Origin of the sequence: Candidatus Regiella insecticola LSR1 (assembly GCF_000143625.1) — a bacterium.
Lineage (GTDB): Bacteria > Pseudomonadota > Gammaproteobacteria > Enterobacterales > Enterobacteriaceae > Regiella > Regiella insecticola.
In genome coordinates, this window is record NZ_GL379589.1 from 149,027 (window position 1) to 163,561 (window position 14,535).

Genomic DNA, 14,535 nt, shown 5'->3' on the forward strand with positions numbered 1-14,535 from the left:
ACCTCAGCCGCAAAAATCTCACCACGGTGGTCAAAACCGCGGTCAATCATGTTTCAGCAGTAGCACGGAATAAGTTTGCTGAGAATAATGCTGAACTGGTCGACAAAAAACAGTGGCTCAGTACGCTGGATAACAAAACCTCATCGCCCTGTATTATCCGTGACCGTTTGTGCTACACCTTAGCGGGCAAGCCTATCGGTCATACCATTCCTTACCTGCAAGGAGCAGGGCGACTGCATTTCTGCTGTCGCTCAACCGAGACGTTGGTGACAAAATCCTGGCGCGCCCTGGGCATTGATCGGGATGAGCTGGAGGCGGGCACCCGCGCCAGTATGGACGGGCAAGTGCCAGCGGAGACGACTTATGCTGACTGGTTACAGCAACAACCTTATTCTCGCCAAGTCCAGGTGCTGGGGAAAACCCGCGCCAACCTGCTGCGTGAAGGGAAGCGACAGGTTGATGATTTTTTCAGCGATAAAGGGGAGTGGCTGACATTGGAGCAGCTGCACAAGACGGTTGCTTGACCGATTCCTTATCTAACAACGTTAGAATAACGTGTGAATTCATTACTGTCTTGGGTCATCAGTTGCACTAATTTAGGGTGGACAAACAGTTTTTCTTTGCCGGATTGTATCTCGTTTAGTACGCCAATATCACACATCTGTTTTAGATAAACAGAAGCAGTTTGTCGCTTAGCGATATCGGTTTCAACTAGGTTACTAATGCGACAATAGGGCTGTTCAAAAATCATTTTTACCAGTTCATAGCTATAGACTTTGGGCAGTACCCTTTTTACGTAGTCGGTAGTGTGCTCAACCAAGGCTCTCACCGCTGCAATTTTATGCGTTGTCCAGGTGGCAGTTTGCTCTACCGCTGTTAACATGTACAAAATCCAAGGCTCCCATTTGCCATACTGACTGACGTCATTTAGCAATTGATAATAATCGGCTTTATGTTGTACGACATAACGACTCAAATAGAGTATTGGCAGAGACAATAATTTTTTTTCAATCAGATACAGGATATTTAGGATACGTCCAGTACGACCGTTTCCATCGGCAAAGGGGTGAATGGCTTCAAACTGAAAATGGGCAATGGCCATTTTAATCAGCGGATCGATACCATCATCGGTATGAAGAAAATGTTCCCAATTGCTGAGTAAATCACGAATAACGTTTTCACCCCCCGGCGGAGTATAAATGATTTCACCTGTGGCCTGATTACTGAGCACCGTACCGGGTATTTTACGAATATCCATATTAATTGATTTAAGGGTACTGCAGATCTCAATAGCGGTATTGGTGCACAATGGGCGCTTGGCAAGCTGCTTAAATCCTTCATAAAGCGCGGTGCGATAACGCAGGGCTTCTTTGGTCGCGCAATCAGCCTGATCAGATCCTTGTGCATATTGAAAAAGTTTGTCGGAGGTCGTGACAATATTTTCAATTTCAGAACTGTCTTTTGCTTCAAGCAACGGAAGCAGATTAATCAACAAACCCTGATTAGGTAACAATTCCCCCGCCTGTTTGAGCTCAGCCAGGGCGGCACGTGCAGGAATACACGCTTTTAATAGGGCGATCGATTCTACGATTTCAGTGGGTGGAGGAAGTCGGGGTATGTGATTAAAAGGCACATCGGGTTGCCATATCATGTTTATTTTTACCTATTTTATCGACATGAAATAAGTTTATGTTCATTTCATCGACATGTAAACATGCGGTGAGCTTTATGGCACAGCAGGATAAGTATCATCAATCACGAAAATAATTAACTTCACACCGGCCACCTTAAGGTGGTTTTTTTATGCACGGAGAAAATCGCAATGAAATTGCATATCGATACAGAAGGAAAAGCAGTACTGGAAAACGGCATGCCGGTGTATCTGCATGAGGATGGCAAAGCGATCCCGTTTGATGCGTTGGCCGCGTTGAATAAAATTACCGCGCTCAATACCGAGATCAAAAGCCATCGGGAGGCCAAGGAGGCGCTTGAAGCCAAGTTGAGCCAGTTTGCTGGCATTGACGACCCAGCGAAAGCACGTTTCAAGACGCCCGCGCATGGGTCGAACACGTGGTGCACTGGTATAATCAAGAACATCGCCACAGTGCCATTGAATTTGTCACACCTGCACAAAGACATGCAGGCCTTGATAAAGCCCTATTAGCTCAGCGTAACACAGTAGACCTCTTCGGAAACTAGCATTCATATAAGAATTTTGGTAAAACACTCCTGAACAAGGAGCCGCCATGAAATATGAAGTAATAAAAGTACTGGAAGAGGAAAAATTTCGTCGCTTAACGGGTGTTAAACGCAGTACATTTGAAAAGATGATAAAGATATTGAATGAAGCAGATAAGAGTAAGCAAGGGAAAGGAGGTCGGAAACCCAAGCGGGGTTTAGAAGAGCGCTTATTAATGGCACTGGAGTATATACGAGAATATCGCACTTATTTTCATGTCAGCCAAAGCTATGGCGTGAGTGAGAGCACATGCTATGAAACGATTAAATGGATAGAGAATACGCTAATAAAGCATCCTGATTTTGCCCTACCTGGACGCAAAGCTGTATTAAAAAGGGATAGGGAGTATGAGCTGGTTCTTATTGATGCCACAGAAACGCCGATTGAACGTCCCCAAAAAAACAAAAGCCGTTTTACTCAGGAAAAAAGAAACGACACACCTTAAAAACACAAGTGCTCGTTGATAAAAAAAGTAAAGCAGTCATCTGTACAAGCTTTACGAATGGGAGGCGCCATGATTTTAGGTTGTTTAAGGAGTCTGGTGTGCGAATACATCCTGACATCAAAACAGTTACCGATACAGGTTACCAAGGGCTTGGCAAGATTCATTCAAACTCGGCGTTGCCTAAGAAAAAGACAAAGAAAAATCCCTTAACAAAAGAAGATAAACGCAACAATCGTGCGTTATCAAGCCAGCGTGTATTAAACGAACATGTCATTGGTATGATTAAAAGATTTAAAATTGTATCAGACCGTTATCGAAACAGGCGAAAACGTTTTGGATTAAGATTTAATCTGATTGCTGCAATTTATAACATGGAAATTAGATAAATGATAGTTTCCGAAGAGGTCTATTATTTGCGGAAGAGCCAAATGGATTATCATGTAGCAAATAACGATAACTGTTGAGATGATTTAAAAATGAGTTTAGACCATCACCGCCACGATATATCCAATGATATTTTACCTGCTATTAATCACTTAGGAATTTTTTATGTTATTACACAAACACTATTCGGATAACCGTCATACCAAACTGTTAGAAGCCATTGAACATGATATTCCCATTATTGTTGCCTTTGCATTAAGTGAAGATCTTGGTGGTGAAGTCGATGCCACTTGTGATATCACTGCGCAATTGCTTCCAGCAGATAAACAAGCCCACGCTCGCATTATCACCCGTGAAGCAGGAATTTTCTGTGGTAGCAGGTGGTTAGATGAAGTATTCAAGCAACTCGGTAGTACAGTTAAAATAGAGTGGCAGGTTGAGGATAAAAAAACATTAAAAGCTAATGATACTCTTTGCGATTTGTACGGATCCGCCCGTACTTTGCTTACTGGTGAACGTACTGCGCTCAATTTTCTACAAACTTTGTCTGGTATCTCAACCCATGTTAGCCACTACGTAGCGAAATTAGATAAGCTTAATACAAAATTACTTGATACCCGTAAAACCGTACCAGGCCTGCGTACAGCACAAAAATATGCCGTACTTTGTGGCGGAGGTGAAAATCATCGATTATGTTTAGCAGATGCTTTTTTAATCAAAGAAAATCACATTACTGCTGCCGGATCAATCAAACAGGCTGTAGAACAGGCTCTGTTACTACAAAAAAAATTGCCGAAAGCGTGCGGATCTATCGAGATTGAAGTTGAATCTTTAGATCAGTTAAAGGAAGCTTTGGCGACGGATGCAGATATTATTATGTTAGATAACTTTACTAGATCCGATATAATCGAAGCGGTCTCAATAAGAAATTCAATTAAAGAATCGGCACTGTTAGAAGTCTCTGGTAACGTTACTTTAGATAATCTGCGTAACTATGCTGAAACTGGCGTTGATTACATTTCTGTTGGCGCATTAACCAAACATCTTCATCCATTAGATCTTTCCTTACGTTTTCAATAATTAATCCTACCAAAAATATTTCCGGCGGACAGTAACAATTAAGTGGTTATTCTTTATTTTGCGAACACCGCCGCAATGATCAGTGTATTTTTGCAAACCGAAAAAATTTCGTGTGATAAGCTTTGCAAGATTGAACACTGCCTCTACTGATAACGATAGAAAACAGGCATTCTACAATCCTAGTCGAAATCTCCACATCTCTTAAGCCAAGGAGATGGTAAGGAGTAGTGAGAAGAGAGTGCATAAAATGATTTATCGACAACAAGGTTTTACTCTTATCGAATTGATGGTCGCTGTCGCTATTATTGCTGTCCTCAGTAGTATAGGTGTTCCCTCTTACCAGCGTTATATACAAAAAGCTGCCCTTATCGATATGTTACAAGCCATCATGTCTTACAAAACGGCTATTGAACTTTGTGTTTTCGAAAAGAATTCGATTACAGGCTGTAACGCTGGTAGCAATGATATTCCAGAAACAAAAACAACACGTTATGTAAAAAGCATGAAAATTCTTAATGGCGTAATTACATTATCAGGCCAGCAAGTACTTGATGGGTTGACGATCGTCATGACACCAAAGAAAAATAATAATGACGGATTGAGTTGGGCTAGTACTTGTACAACTCCGCAAGTATCTATTGCGGATAGCTGTAAAGCGGTTTTTCGTTTTCTTTAATATGTTACCCAATGCTCATGTTTTGCACGTAATGATAAAAAACAAGAATAGCGTACAGGTAGTCTATTTTAGTAAAAACAGATTTTTGCCAAACGCGATCTGAACAAGGTAGGGGCTTTACCATTTAGCAAAATTCGCCGTAAACCCTCGCCGAATGCGGGCGGGAATATACCCTTCGTCTTTGAAGTTGCCACTATAGCCGGAATCAGTTTAATTTGATTCAAGGCAGAGGCGCGCAGACAGTACAAATAGTACGGCAAGCAACGACAACACAGAATCAAATTAAACTGGTTTGGCTATAGGCGGCCAGGGCGACCGACCGATGAGCGTATAACCCAATGAATTTCGAGTTACGGCAAGGCGGCAATCAATCGAATCCCAGGAGTGTGGTACATGACAGAGGATGAGCGCGAGCAGCCAACAACGCGCGGCGGCTTCAAAGGCGAACGGTATATCAGCAAGCACAAGAGATTTCATAGGCTCTAAATAAAACTTACCTAATCGAAGGCGATAAAGTGACTAATTATTCAACATCCGATGAAATAATTAATGAAGAACTACACGTTCTCTGTCAGCGTTATAAAGCTATTATTTTAACGATGGATAAGACAACACTAACTATCGCTACCTCTAATGGTGCAAATGATGAGCTGCTCTCTGCATTACGTTTTGCTTGCGGATGTATTATTAAAGTAGAACACTGGCCAGAAGCAAAAATTGAACAAATTCTTCATCAGTGGCAACCTCAAAATAACTTGCATCTTTCAACGTATTCCACTGTTGCTACTCATTCCGAAGAATTATCGAATAAATCACTCGTGAAAAATCATCCTTTACATGACTTTTCTGACGAAGAAACTTCCCTTAATGATGATAGTGATACCCCGGTCATTCAATTTATTAATCAGACACTACGTATCGCCATTCAAAAAAGAGCTTCTGATATTCATTTTGAACCTTATCAGCATCGCTACCGTGTTCGCATACGTATCGATGGTGTATTACAAGAGATAAACCCTCCATCATCTGAATTAATACCTCGTATTGCGGCTTGCTTGAAAGTTATGGCTCGACTCAATATTGCAGAAAAACGACTACCGCAAGATGGTCAATTGGCATTACAAATGGATAATTTACGTTACTCTATGCGCATTGCTACATTACCTGTTCAATATGGTGAAAAAATCGTACTACGCATCCTCCATTCTCACTGGCAACCCTGTTTAGAACAATTAGGATTGACAGATAAAGTGCTCAAACAATTAATACAAGTATTATCAGCTCCTCAAGGTTTGATATTAGTAACCAGACCGACAGGAAGCGGGAAAACAATGACCTTATATAACAGTCTATTACAACTTAATCATTGGCAGAAAAATATATGCAGTGTTGAAGACCCTATAGAAATATCTGTTGAAGGCATCAATCAAATTCAAACCAATAACAAAATAGGTTTGGATTTTTCATGTATTCTGCGAACATTGTTACGTCAGGATCCTGACGTCATTATGATCGGTGAAATTCGTGACAATGAGACGGCTGAAATTGCAGTAAAGGCCGCACAAACAGGTCATCTTGTGCTGTCTACTCTGCACACTAATTCTACTACCGATACCCTAACTCGATTAATCCAAATGAAAGTGCCAGGTTACTTACTTGCCTCTTGTCTCAAGTTAGTTATTGCGCAGCGGCTAGTACGCCGTCTTTGTGTACATTGTAAAAAACCCGCGGCAGACGCCATCTACTATCCTGCCAATATATGGCCAAAATCACTACGTAATTGGCTGGCCATCGGATGTGAATATTGCTGTGCTGGCTATTATGGCCGCATTGGGGTTTATGAAATATTAATGGTCACTCCCGAGATCCAACAAGCGCTCATTAATCATCTCGATTCCCTTAAATTAATTGATATTGCACAACACCAAGGGAATATGACGTTGTTGACGGCAGGGCTAACATTAGTTGATCAAGGAATTACCACTATTACTGAAATTAAACGTGTTATCGGTATGATATCTGAAGTTGAGGTTCACCAATGAATATTCACCGTTTGTATCAATGGCAAGCTATTAATAAAGATGGCGCTATTCAGGAAGATATCTCTTTAGCGACAGAAAAAAATAAAGTCTACGAATATATGCTACAACATGGATTACAGCCTATTAATGTAACATCTGGTAAGCGCGTTCCTGATAGTTATTGGCAAGGCATACATCTAATCACTATTACTCGCCAACTCGCGACCCTTTTACAATCAAGCTTACCTTTAGTAAATAGTCTACAATTATTAGCCAAAGAAACGGATGCGCCTGCTTGGCGTTGTGTTTTACAAGAAATCAGCCAAAAAGTTATCCAAGGTCAATCACTATCTGAAGCCATCTCTGATTACCCACAAATATTTCCTGAATTATATTGTCAATTAATTACAGTTGGCGAGTTAACAGGTACTTTAGATCAGTGTTGTTCTCAATTAGCGGAACAGCAAGAACGTCGGCAACAATTAAAAAAAAAGTTGCTAAAGCGTTGAGATACCCTCTTTTTATCTGCACTCTGGCTTTGCTTGTTAGCACTATGATGTTGGTTATGGTATTACCGCAATTTGCTCAAATATACCAATCATTTTCGGCTCCTTTACCTTTGCTAACCCGCGGATTATTATTTTTTTCTAACAGCCTTATTTATATAGGGCCATATATTATTTTAGTATTGGTTATCATCGGTATAATTTATTGTCATAAATTAAGAAAAATACCGTACTGGTTACAATGGGAACAATCATGTCTATTACGGATTCCCATTTTTTCTTCCTTAATTCGTGGCAGATGTCTCAGTCAAATATTTCAAACCCTGGCCATTACTCAGCGCTCCGGTTTAACGTTGGCGGCCGGTCTTCAAGCGGCGGCATTATCTGTTAATAATTTCTTTTATCAGCAAGCCATGAACGATCTTAATAAACAGATAAGCCAAGGTATTTCATTGCACCATGCTATGTCCCAATACAATTTATCTTCTCCATATCGATTATTTCCACCCTTATGTCAACAATTAATCCGTATTGGAGAAGAATCCGGATGTTTAGATATGCTCTTGGAAAAACTTTCTCATTGGCACCAACAACAAACTCAAGAACTGGCTGATAATACGACTCAAATACTTGAGCCAATATTGATATTAATCGTTGGTATCATTGTTGGCACTTTAGTTGTTGCTATGTACTTACCTATCTTTCAATTGGGTAATATCATGGATTGATATTCTCTTTACGCTAAAAATGGGGTAAAGATATTAAAAATAATACATTATTTTGATGATATTTTAATCTAGCGCACTTTCAGAAGAAATTTAACGTTGACAGTATGATAATGGCTAGATATGATGCGCACCGTTCACGCAATTCCCCTGTAGTTCAGTTGGTAGAACACCGGACTGTTAATCCGTATGTCACTGGTTCGAGTCCAGTCGGGGGAGCCAAACATAGTATCAGCCAGTATTTTTTACTGATTGAGTTTTAAAGAAACCCGCATTATAAATGAATTTGCGGGTTTTTTGTTGCCTGTTATCTTTGAGTATGGCAGGGCTATACTCTTGTTTTTTAGGGACTAGATTTGGGATTCTATACTTTTAGTGCCCAAAACAAGTATACCCAATGAATTTCGAATTACGGCAAAGCGGCAATCAATCGCATCCCAGGAGTGTATCCCCTTCGCCTTTAAAGTTTCCACTAAGCGGCCAGGGCGACCGACCGATGAGCGTAGACATACTATACCGAATCATTTTAATTTGATTCAAGGCGGAGGAGTGCAGACAGTACAAATAGTACGGCAAGCGACGACAACGCAGAATCAAATTAAAATGATTTGGCTATAGGTGTGAGTAAAAGAGCCTTCACACTGATTAATGGATATAGCTTAGGTGTTATAAATTGACGTACAATATCGAAATGATTTATTGACCTATAAATACCAAAATGACTTATCCCTTAAAATTTCGTCAACATGTATTGGCTTTCAAAAAGAAAGAAGCCCTCACTTATGCTGAAACCGCCGACCGTTTTGGTGTAGGAAGTGCCAGTTTGATGCGATGGGCGAAACGCCTGGAGCCTTGTTTGACGCGTAATAAACCCGCTACCAAAATAAACAGAGCGGCGTTGATTCTGGATGTGGAAACCTACCCTGACGCGTCTCAGCACGAGCGGGCGCCACGGATGGGTGTGAGTGCCAGGGGTATTATCTGTGATGCCTTAAAGCGGGCGGGTTTTAGCTATAAAAAAAACATTTTATCCCCCCAAAGCCGACGTCCAAGCTCGAAAAGATTTTCAGACTAAGCTCCAGGGCTAACGTGGATGAAAGCGGTTTTGCTCATGATATGCCGCGTCTTTATGGTTATTCAGTGAAAGGGAAGCGCTGTTACGGCCAACACGATTGCCATGCCAAAGCACGTACTAATGTCATTGGTGCACAGCTTAACGGAAAATTAACTACGGTTTGTACCTTCGACTGCCATATCAACAGCGATATTTTTTATGCCTGGGTCACCCAAAGATTTACTGCCAAAATCCCCTCCAGGGGCAGTCCTTGTGATGGATAATGTGCGCTTCCATAAACGCCAAGACATCCAGGCTGCTATACAGAAAGCTGGCTTTATTCTCGAATATCTCCCCACGTATTCTCCTGACATGAATCCCATTGAGCACAAATGGGCTCAAGCTAAAGCCCTTCGCAGAAAGCGACTATGTGATATCGATACCTTGTTTTCTGACCCTTTATTTTAAATCAATTTATACCGCATAAGCTATATGGGTACCATAGGAGAGCATGTAAGGGGAGATTCCCTTGGGCTACTCGACCACTTATGATGAAAATAAGCTTTATCACACTCCGAAAACACATTTTCTCTAACACAGATAATTATTCCCTCGAAGAAAAACGTGGGATATATAACGACATCATAGTCTCCTCGATTTACCTAAGAACATCAAAAGACCCGAGACTTTAATACTGCAACAAAGCCATCAAAACACACATAGGTCAAAATATTTAAAACCAAATGCATTATCTTTGAACGGTAGCTCAAACCTCACGACGGAAAAATCAAATAACAAAATATACGCACACTCTTGAAACTCACTTTTTACAGGAGTAAATTGTACTTACTATGACTTAGAGATTTGCTGAATTCTCTGTTGTCACTCAGGGTTTTGTTTTAGTCTTAGGAGATATATGACGGATAAGATTAAATCAGATAAAATACAAAACTCTCAAAATTTGGTTGTAGAATCTCTAAATTCATTACCACTCATTTCAATCACAGAACATAGCAATAAACCATGGGTTATAAGAGACTGCCAATCACGATATGTATATGTCAATCAAGCGGGGCTTGATTTCTTAGGCTTACCCGCTAATTTTAACATTGAAGGTAAATTGGACAACGAATGCCCGGCTGATTGGGCAGAATTCGCCGCAGAATACCAAGCAAACGACAGAAAAGCAGAAAAGACCGGAAAGCGTGTAGCTATTATCTCAACTAATTTTTATGGGCGAAAAAAAATACTGGAACCTTATTACCTTCCAAGATTTCTAATTTACAATAAATTGGGTGAATGTATAGGTACTTTAACAAATGCAAGCAAGTTAAATTTTATTTCTCTTTCTCAATATGTAAACCAGCGAACACCTTCTGTTTTAACGCTTACTCCTCCCACGACCCTCTTTACCGAGAAAGAACTTAGAGTGATATTTTTTATATTACAGCCCATGACAGCTAAAATGGTGGGGGATAGACTTTGCCGTGCTAAAAAGACGATAGAAAATAACCTAAGGATTATATATGATAAAGCAGGTGTCAGTTCTTTAAAAGATTTCAGAGAATGGTGTGGAACGATAGGTTTAGATCTATATATTCCCCCTGAATTTGCAAAACCCAGAGTACAGTCTCAATCTTTTTGAGTATTTCCGCTCATTCATACACATGAAAAACTAACTTTAGGCGTTTCGATGCATCTAACTTTCTCAACACGCTCTTAGCCATCGTTGTGTTCCTGTTGGTGAAGCTACTTCTTAGTTACTACGATCTTTTCAACTAAGATGAAGTGACGAAATTTCCGGCAGTTCCCAAGCGTATGTGTGTCACATCTATTTATTAATAATAAAATGTGATGTAGATCACAGATATTGATGGCTACTGAAGTTTAGTTGTGCCTGTCTTCGCTAAATCAAATTTAAATCCTCATAAACGCCCAGGCGTGACTTTAACGTTAAAGCTTTAGGTTGGTATGGATAATAAGCTTACGGCTCTTTCAGGTGCTTTAGAGAGAAGATTATCGCTGTATTGAATGTATATCTATCTTGTTAAGTTTCTTTATTTTTTGCAATTTAAAAGAATTTTTAGCAAAACGGGTTTGTTAGACTGGCAACGCTCGCCGCAAGAATGGCCTGAGCAAAGCGAAGGCCGTTCGAGGAAGCGGAATATCATCTGGTGCTGAATAGGAAATTGGTCACTCTTTAGTTGAATAATGCTTAGATGAAAATTTTGGGTTATTCACAAGAACAAGCCGGTAGATTGCGGTTAAAAGGAGTTAAAGGAAAAAATCGATGTAACCGTTTGTTAAATGATTTTTTTTACTACCGATGCGTAAATCCCAGTTGCTTTATGTTTACAAGCTAATTGTGGAAGTCGCACAACCCCTTGTATAACGCTTTCCTAAATCTTTCATTTCTAAAAGATCAGAGTAAATGACCTACTCTTAGCAGTTAGTTAACCAATGAACATTTCGGCGGGAACATGAAAACGTTCAGACAATGCTTTAATGTGATGGACGGTTAGAGCACGGCGACCATTCAGGATATTGCTCACATTAGATTTAGATCCCAATTCTGATTCAAGATCTGCGGCTTTCAAACTATATTAGACCTCTTCGGAAACCTACTGGGTGATACGGATCCTGCGTTGTCCGGTGCGCGCAATCCTCATGTACTTTATGTTAACGAAGGTTGCTGTGCGCCGGGCGCCTTGACTCCGCATAACGAACTACGGTTTCCAAAGAGGTCTATTGATCCATAATGGTTCGAAGTACCGCGATACCACCATCCGATACATTTTCTAGCAGGCAATTAAATTCTTTAAACTTTGGTGCTGTATTTTCATATTCGGTTATTTTTGCGGTAAGAGGCTCAAATAGTGGGTTCTCTAGATCGTTTTGGTCTACTAGATATTCTATTAGCTCAAGAGCTTTTTTATACTCAGCTTCGCTATGCCCGCCACTAAGTAAGGGGATAGATTTTGCCACTTTCGAGAAAGCATTGATTATTGTATCAAGGTGCATATTATGCTTCATCGTTGCTGTAGTCATTCTTTGTGCTCCCGATAATATTTTGTCAGTTTATCGTATTCAGCATGAGTGGAAATGTGTTTAACAAAAATTTTGCGTAACCGAAAATCAATGTAAGTGATTAGTCTTAATGTATTACCTGATACATCAATTACCCACCACTTATTACGATAACGGAAATTATCCAGTGACGGAATTAGCTTCTTCATTTGAATTGTCCTTTTTCGAGAGATTTCAACAAATCAGCAAGAGCTATAGCACAATTTGGAAATTTTCCAGCGGCTTCATTAAACGGTTGTCTGCTGATAACGTGCAATATTATTGTCTCCAAAATCTTTTTGTTTTCATCTATTTTTCATCTAGATATGAAATCCTTACAGGTTTCAACGGTCAAATTTTTATAAGTGGCAAAATCGCTTTCATTGTTCGTAACGAGTGTAACTCCCAGCGCAATTGCATGTACGCCGATAAGTTTGTTGAGGTGATCTGATTTTCTCTCTCGGGTGGCAGCATCGAACAAACATACTTCGAAAAATTCAATTACCGCATCGAGATTCTGGCGTTCTCGTTGTGGATTTGAGTAAACTGATAGGCCAAACTCCAATTCAACAAATGTGATGGCAGAAATGACTACATGACTAGCTCAAATTTAAAAGCCTCATAAACGCTCAGGAGTGATTTTAACGTTGAAGCCTTAGGGTTGTGGGTATGGATAATAAGTTTACGGCTCTTACAGGCGCCTTAGAGAGAAGATTATCGCTGCATTGAATGGATATCTATCCTGTTAAGTTTTTTTATTTTTGCAATTTAAAAAAATTTCTAGCAAAACGAGTTTGTTAGATTGGTAACGCTCGCCGCAAGAATGGCCTGAGCAGAGCGAAGGCCGTTCGAGGAAGCGGAATATCATCTGATTCTGAATAGGAAATTGGTCACTCTTTAGTTGAATAATACTCGGATGAAAATTTTGAGTTATCCACAAGAACAAGTCAGTAGATTGCGGTTAAAAGATTAGTTATGTATAAGTTAAAAGAAGTTAAAGGGAAAAAAATCGATGTAACCTTTTGTTAAATAGTTATTTTTTTACTATCGATGTGTAAATCCCAGTTTTTTATGTGTAAATCCCATTTTATTTTTATCTTATCCACAGAAAAGTTTGGATCAATTTGAAATATGAATGTTGACTTCATGTGTAAATCCCATTATTAGATGTAATCTTCAAAATGTTTTTACTGATAAATCCCAGAAAAAACACGTGTAAATAGCGAGCCAGCCAGGTGCTTCTAACACCTGGCTGGCTCTAACCCATAACCCTAGCGTAGATAGGATTTAGGCTATGGCCGATTATAATGGCAAATCGAGAGTAAACAACTTGAAAACGTTAAGACCCCGTAAACATCAGCAGATTGATTTTTTCATTGCTGATGAAGTTGATATCGTCACCTTCCGTGATGAACTGGCGAGTATGGAACATCCATTTTTTGCCCTGAAAGGTGGTGATACAAGGGTAAGAGAATACAAAAATAAAAATGTTACCGTAACGGTGCGGCCTGCTGTTGAAATTGGCATAGCGACCATTTTTGATAAAGATGTTTGGATTTACACGATTTCTAAATTGCAGGAAGCAATCAATAACAACCACCCCATTAGCCGCACAGTCTGTTTCACCCCTTATGATTACTTTATTACGACAAATAGAGAGATAGGGGGACGAACCTATAAGGAGCTGGAAAAAGCTTTAGACAGACTGCGGGGTACATCTATCACAACCAATATTTACCATTCACAGGATAAACAGGAATCAAGGGGATTTGGTTTGATTGATAGTTGGCGAATGGTGGAAGAAAAAAAAGGTAAGTTGGATATAGGGATGGTTGAAGTGACGTTACCCAATTGGCTCTATCAGGCTGTCACCAACACCAAAGTGTTGCAAATCAGTCCAGATTATTTTCGCATTCGTAAAGCGATAGACCGCCGCCTGTATGAAATTTCTCGAAAACATTGCGGTAAACAGCATGAGTGGGTGATTTCGTTGGAATTGCTGCATTTAAAAACTGGGAGCACGGCAGCAAGTAAAGCGGAGTTTAAACGATCAATAAAAAATTTAGTTAAAACTAATGAATTACCGGATTATGAAATAGCTTATGAAGCGGAAAAAGATTATGTGATTTTTACCAATCGTAATCAAGACAGTGAAGCGGCACAAAAATCAAAACTGTGGGAAGGAGGAAAAAAAGCGATTTATGGACTGAAAAAGAAATATGGTTTTTAATAAAATAAAAAAATAGGAGAATTGAAAAGTGGCGAAGGTCTATCAATTTCCCTAAGGTAAAAATCGTCAGATGATGAAAAAAATGTTCAGGATTACCAAAAGAAAAATG

Annotated in this window: 13 protein-coding genes, 1 tRNA gene and 4 pseudogenes; 14 read left to right on the plus strand and 4 right to left on the minus strand. The window is 39.8% G+C overall.

All coding sequences use genetic code 11. The features are described 5' to 3' along the window. Positions 1–5: 5 nt before the first annotated feature. Positions 6–524, plus strand: a pseudogene (locus tag REG_RS01090) (hypothetical protein); the annotation flags it as partial. A gap of 8 nt (positions 525–532) precedes the next feature. Here REG_RS01090 and fic read toward each other — a convergent pair. After that, the gene (fic, locus tag REG_RS01095; RefSeq protein WP_006704145.1) at positions 533–1,651 is read right to left on the minus strand and encodes a protein adenylyltransferase Fic; all 1,119 of its coding nucleotides are present in this window, start codon (positions 1,649–1,651) and stop codon (positions 533–535) included. A 386-nt stretch (positions 1,652–2,037) separates the two neighbouring features. Between fic and REG_RS14535 the strand changes: the two are divergent. The 12 genes and pseudogenes from REG_RS14535 to REG_RS01150 form a co-directional block, all read left to right on the plus strand. Next, positions 2,038–2,172 (plus strand): annotated as a pseudogene (locus REG_RS14535) (hypothetical protein); the annotation flags it as partial. A 74-nt stretch (positions 2,173–2,246) separates the two neighbouring features. Continuing rightward, a protein-coding gene (locus tag REG_RS11700; protein ID WP_260200023.1) for an IS5-like element ISRein1 family transposase occupies positions 2,247–3,070 on the plus strand; the annotation gives its coding sequence in 2 pieces (ribosomal slippage) (positions 2,247–2,634 and positions 2,634–3,070; 825 coding nt in all). Between the two features lie 163 nt (positions 3,071–3,233). Next, a complete protein-coding gene (gene nadC / locus REG_RS01115; RefSeq protein WP_006704147.1) occupies positions 3,234–4,148 on the plus strand; it encodes a carboxylating nicotinate-nucleotide diphosphorylase in 915 nt (304 codons plus the stop codon). Positions 4,149–4,362: 214 nt separating this feature from the next. Beyond that, a complete protein-coding gene (gene ppdD / locus REG_RS01120) occupies positions 4,363–4,824 on the plus strand; it encodes a prepilin peptidase-dependent pilin (RefSeq protein WP_006704148.1) in 462 nt (153 codons plus the stop codon). Between the two features lie 515 nt (positions 4,825–5,339). Then, positions 5,340–6,866, plus strand: a complete 1,527-nt coding sequence (gene gspE, locus REG_RS01125; RefSeq protein WP_006704149.1) for a type II secretion system protein GspE — start codon at positions 5,340–5,342, stop codon at positions 6,864–6,866. Then, positions 6,863–8,079 (plus strand): annotated as a pseudogene (gene hofC / locus REG_RS01130) (protein transport protein HofC). Before gspE ends, hofC begins: the two are co-directional and overlap by 4 nt. Before the next feature lie 143 nt (positions 8,080–8,222). After that, positions 8,223–8,298, plus strand: a tRNA-Asn gene (locus REG_RS01135). A 175-nt stretch (positions 8,299–8,473) separates the two neighbouring features. Further along, entirely contained in the window at positions 8,474–8,611 is a 138-nt protein-coding gene (locus tag REG_RS12940; protein ID WP_176603382.1) for a hypothetical protein, read from the plus strand. A gap of 183 nt (positions 8,612–8,794) precedes the next feature. Further along, complete coding sequence (locus REG_RS01140; protein ID WP_006704150.1) at positions 8,795–9,151, plus strand: IS630 transposase-related protein; 357 nt, start codon at positions 8,795–8,797, stop codon at positions 9,149–9,151. Positions 9,152–9,165: 14 nt separating this feature from the next. Continuing rightward, positions 9,166–9,414 carry a transposase gene (locus REG_RS13945; protein WP_260200036.1) on the plus strand — a complete coding sequence of 83 codons (249 nt, stop codon included), beginning with the start codon at positions 9,166–9,168 and terminating at the stop codon, positions 9,412–9,414. After that, positions 9,407–9,598, plus strand: coding sequence for a transposase (locus REG_RS13950; protein WP_260200071.1), 192 nt, complete (start codon positions 9,407–9,409; stop codon positions 9,596–9,598). Before REG_RS13945 ends, REG_RS13950 begins: the two co-directional genes overlap by 8 nt. Before the next feature lie 448 nt (positions 9,599–10,046). Beyond that, entirely contained in the window at positions 10,047–10,775 is a 729-nt protein-coding gene (locus REG_RS01150; protein ID WP_006704151.1) for a helix-turn-helix transcriptional regulator, read from the plus strand. Positions 10,776–11,583: 808 nt separating this feature from the next. Here the strand turns inward: REG_RS01150 and REG_RS11705 are convergent. From REG_RS11705 to REG_RS12480, 3 genes and pseudogenes are all read right to left on the minus strand, one after another. Further along, positions 11,584–11,727 (minus strand): helix-turn-helix domain-containing protein, encoded by a 144-nt coding sequence (locus REG_RS11705; protein WP_407078941.1) that lies wholly within the window; start codon positions 11,725–11,727, stop codon positions 11,584–11,586. A 148-nt stretch (positions 11,728–11,875) separates the two neighbouring features. Then, positions 11,876–12,178: an XRE family transcriptional regulator gene (locus REG_RS01160; protein ID WP_039907059.1), complete on the minus strand. Its 303-nt coding sequence runs from the start codon at positions 12,176–12,178 to the stop codon at positions 11,876–11,878. Next, positions 12,175–12,473: pseudogene (locus REG_RS12480) on the minus strand (type II toxin-antitoxin system HigB family toxin). Before REG_RS12480 ends, REG_RS01160 begins: the two are co-directional and overlap by 4 nt. Before the next feature lie 1,017 nt (positions 12,474–13,490). On the opposite strand from REG_RS12480, the gene REG_RS01170 reads away from it, so the two are divergent. Beyond that, the gene (locus REG_RS01170; RefSeq protein ID WP_006704154.1) at positions 13,491–14,426 is read left to right on the plus strand and encodes a replication initiator protein A; all 936 of its coding nucleotides are present in this window, start codon (positions 13,491–13,493) and stop codon (positions 14,424–14,426) included. Positions 14,427–14,535: the final 109 nt, after the last annotated feature.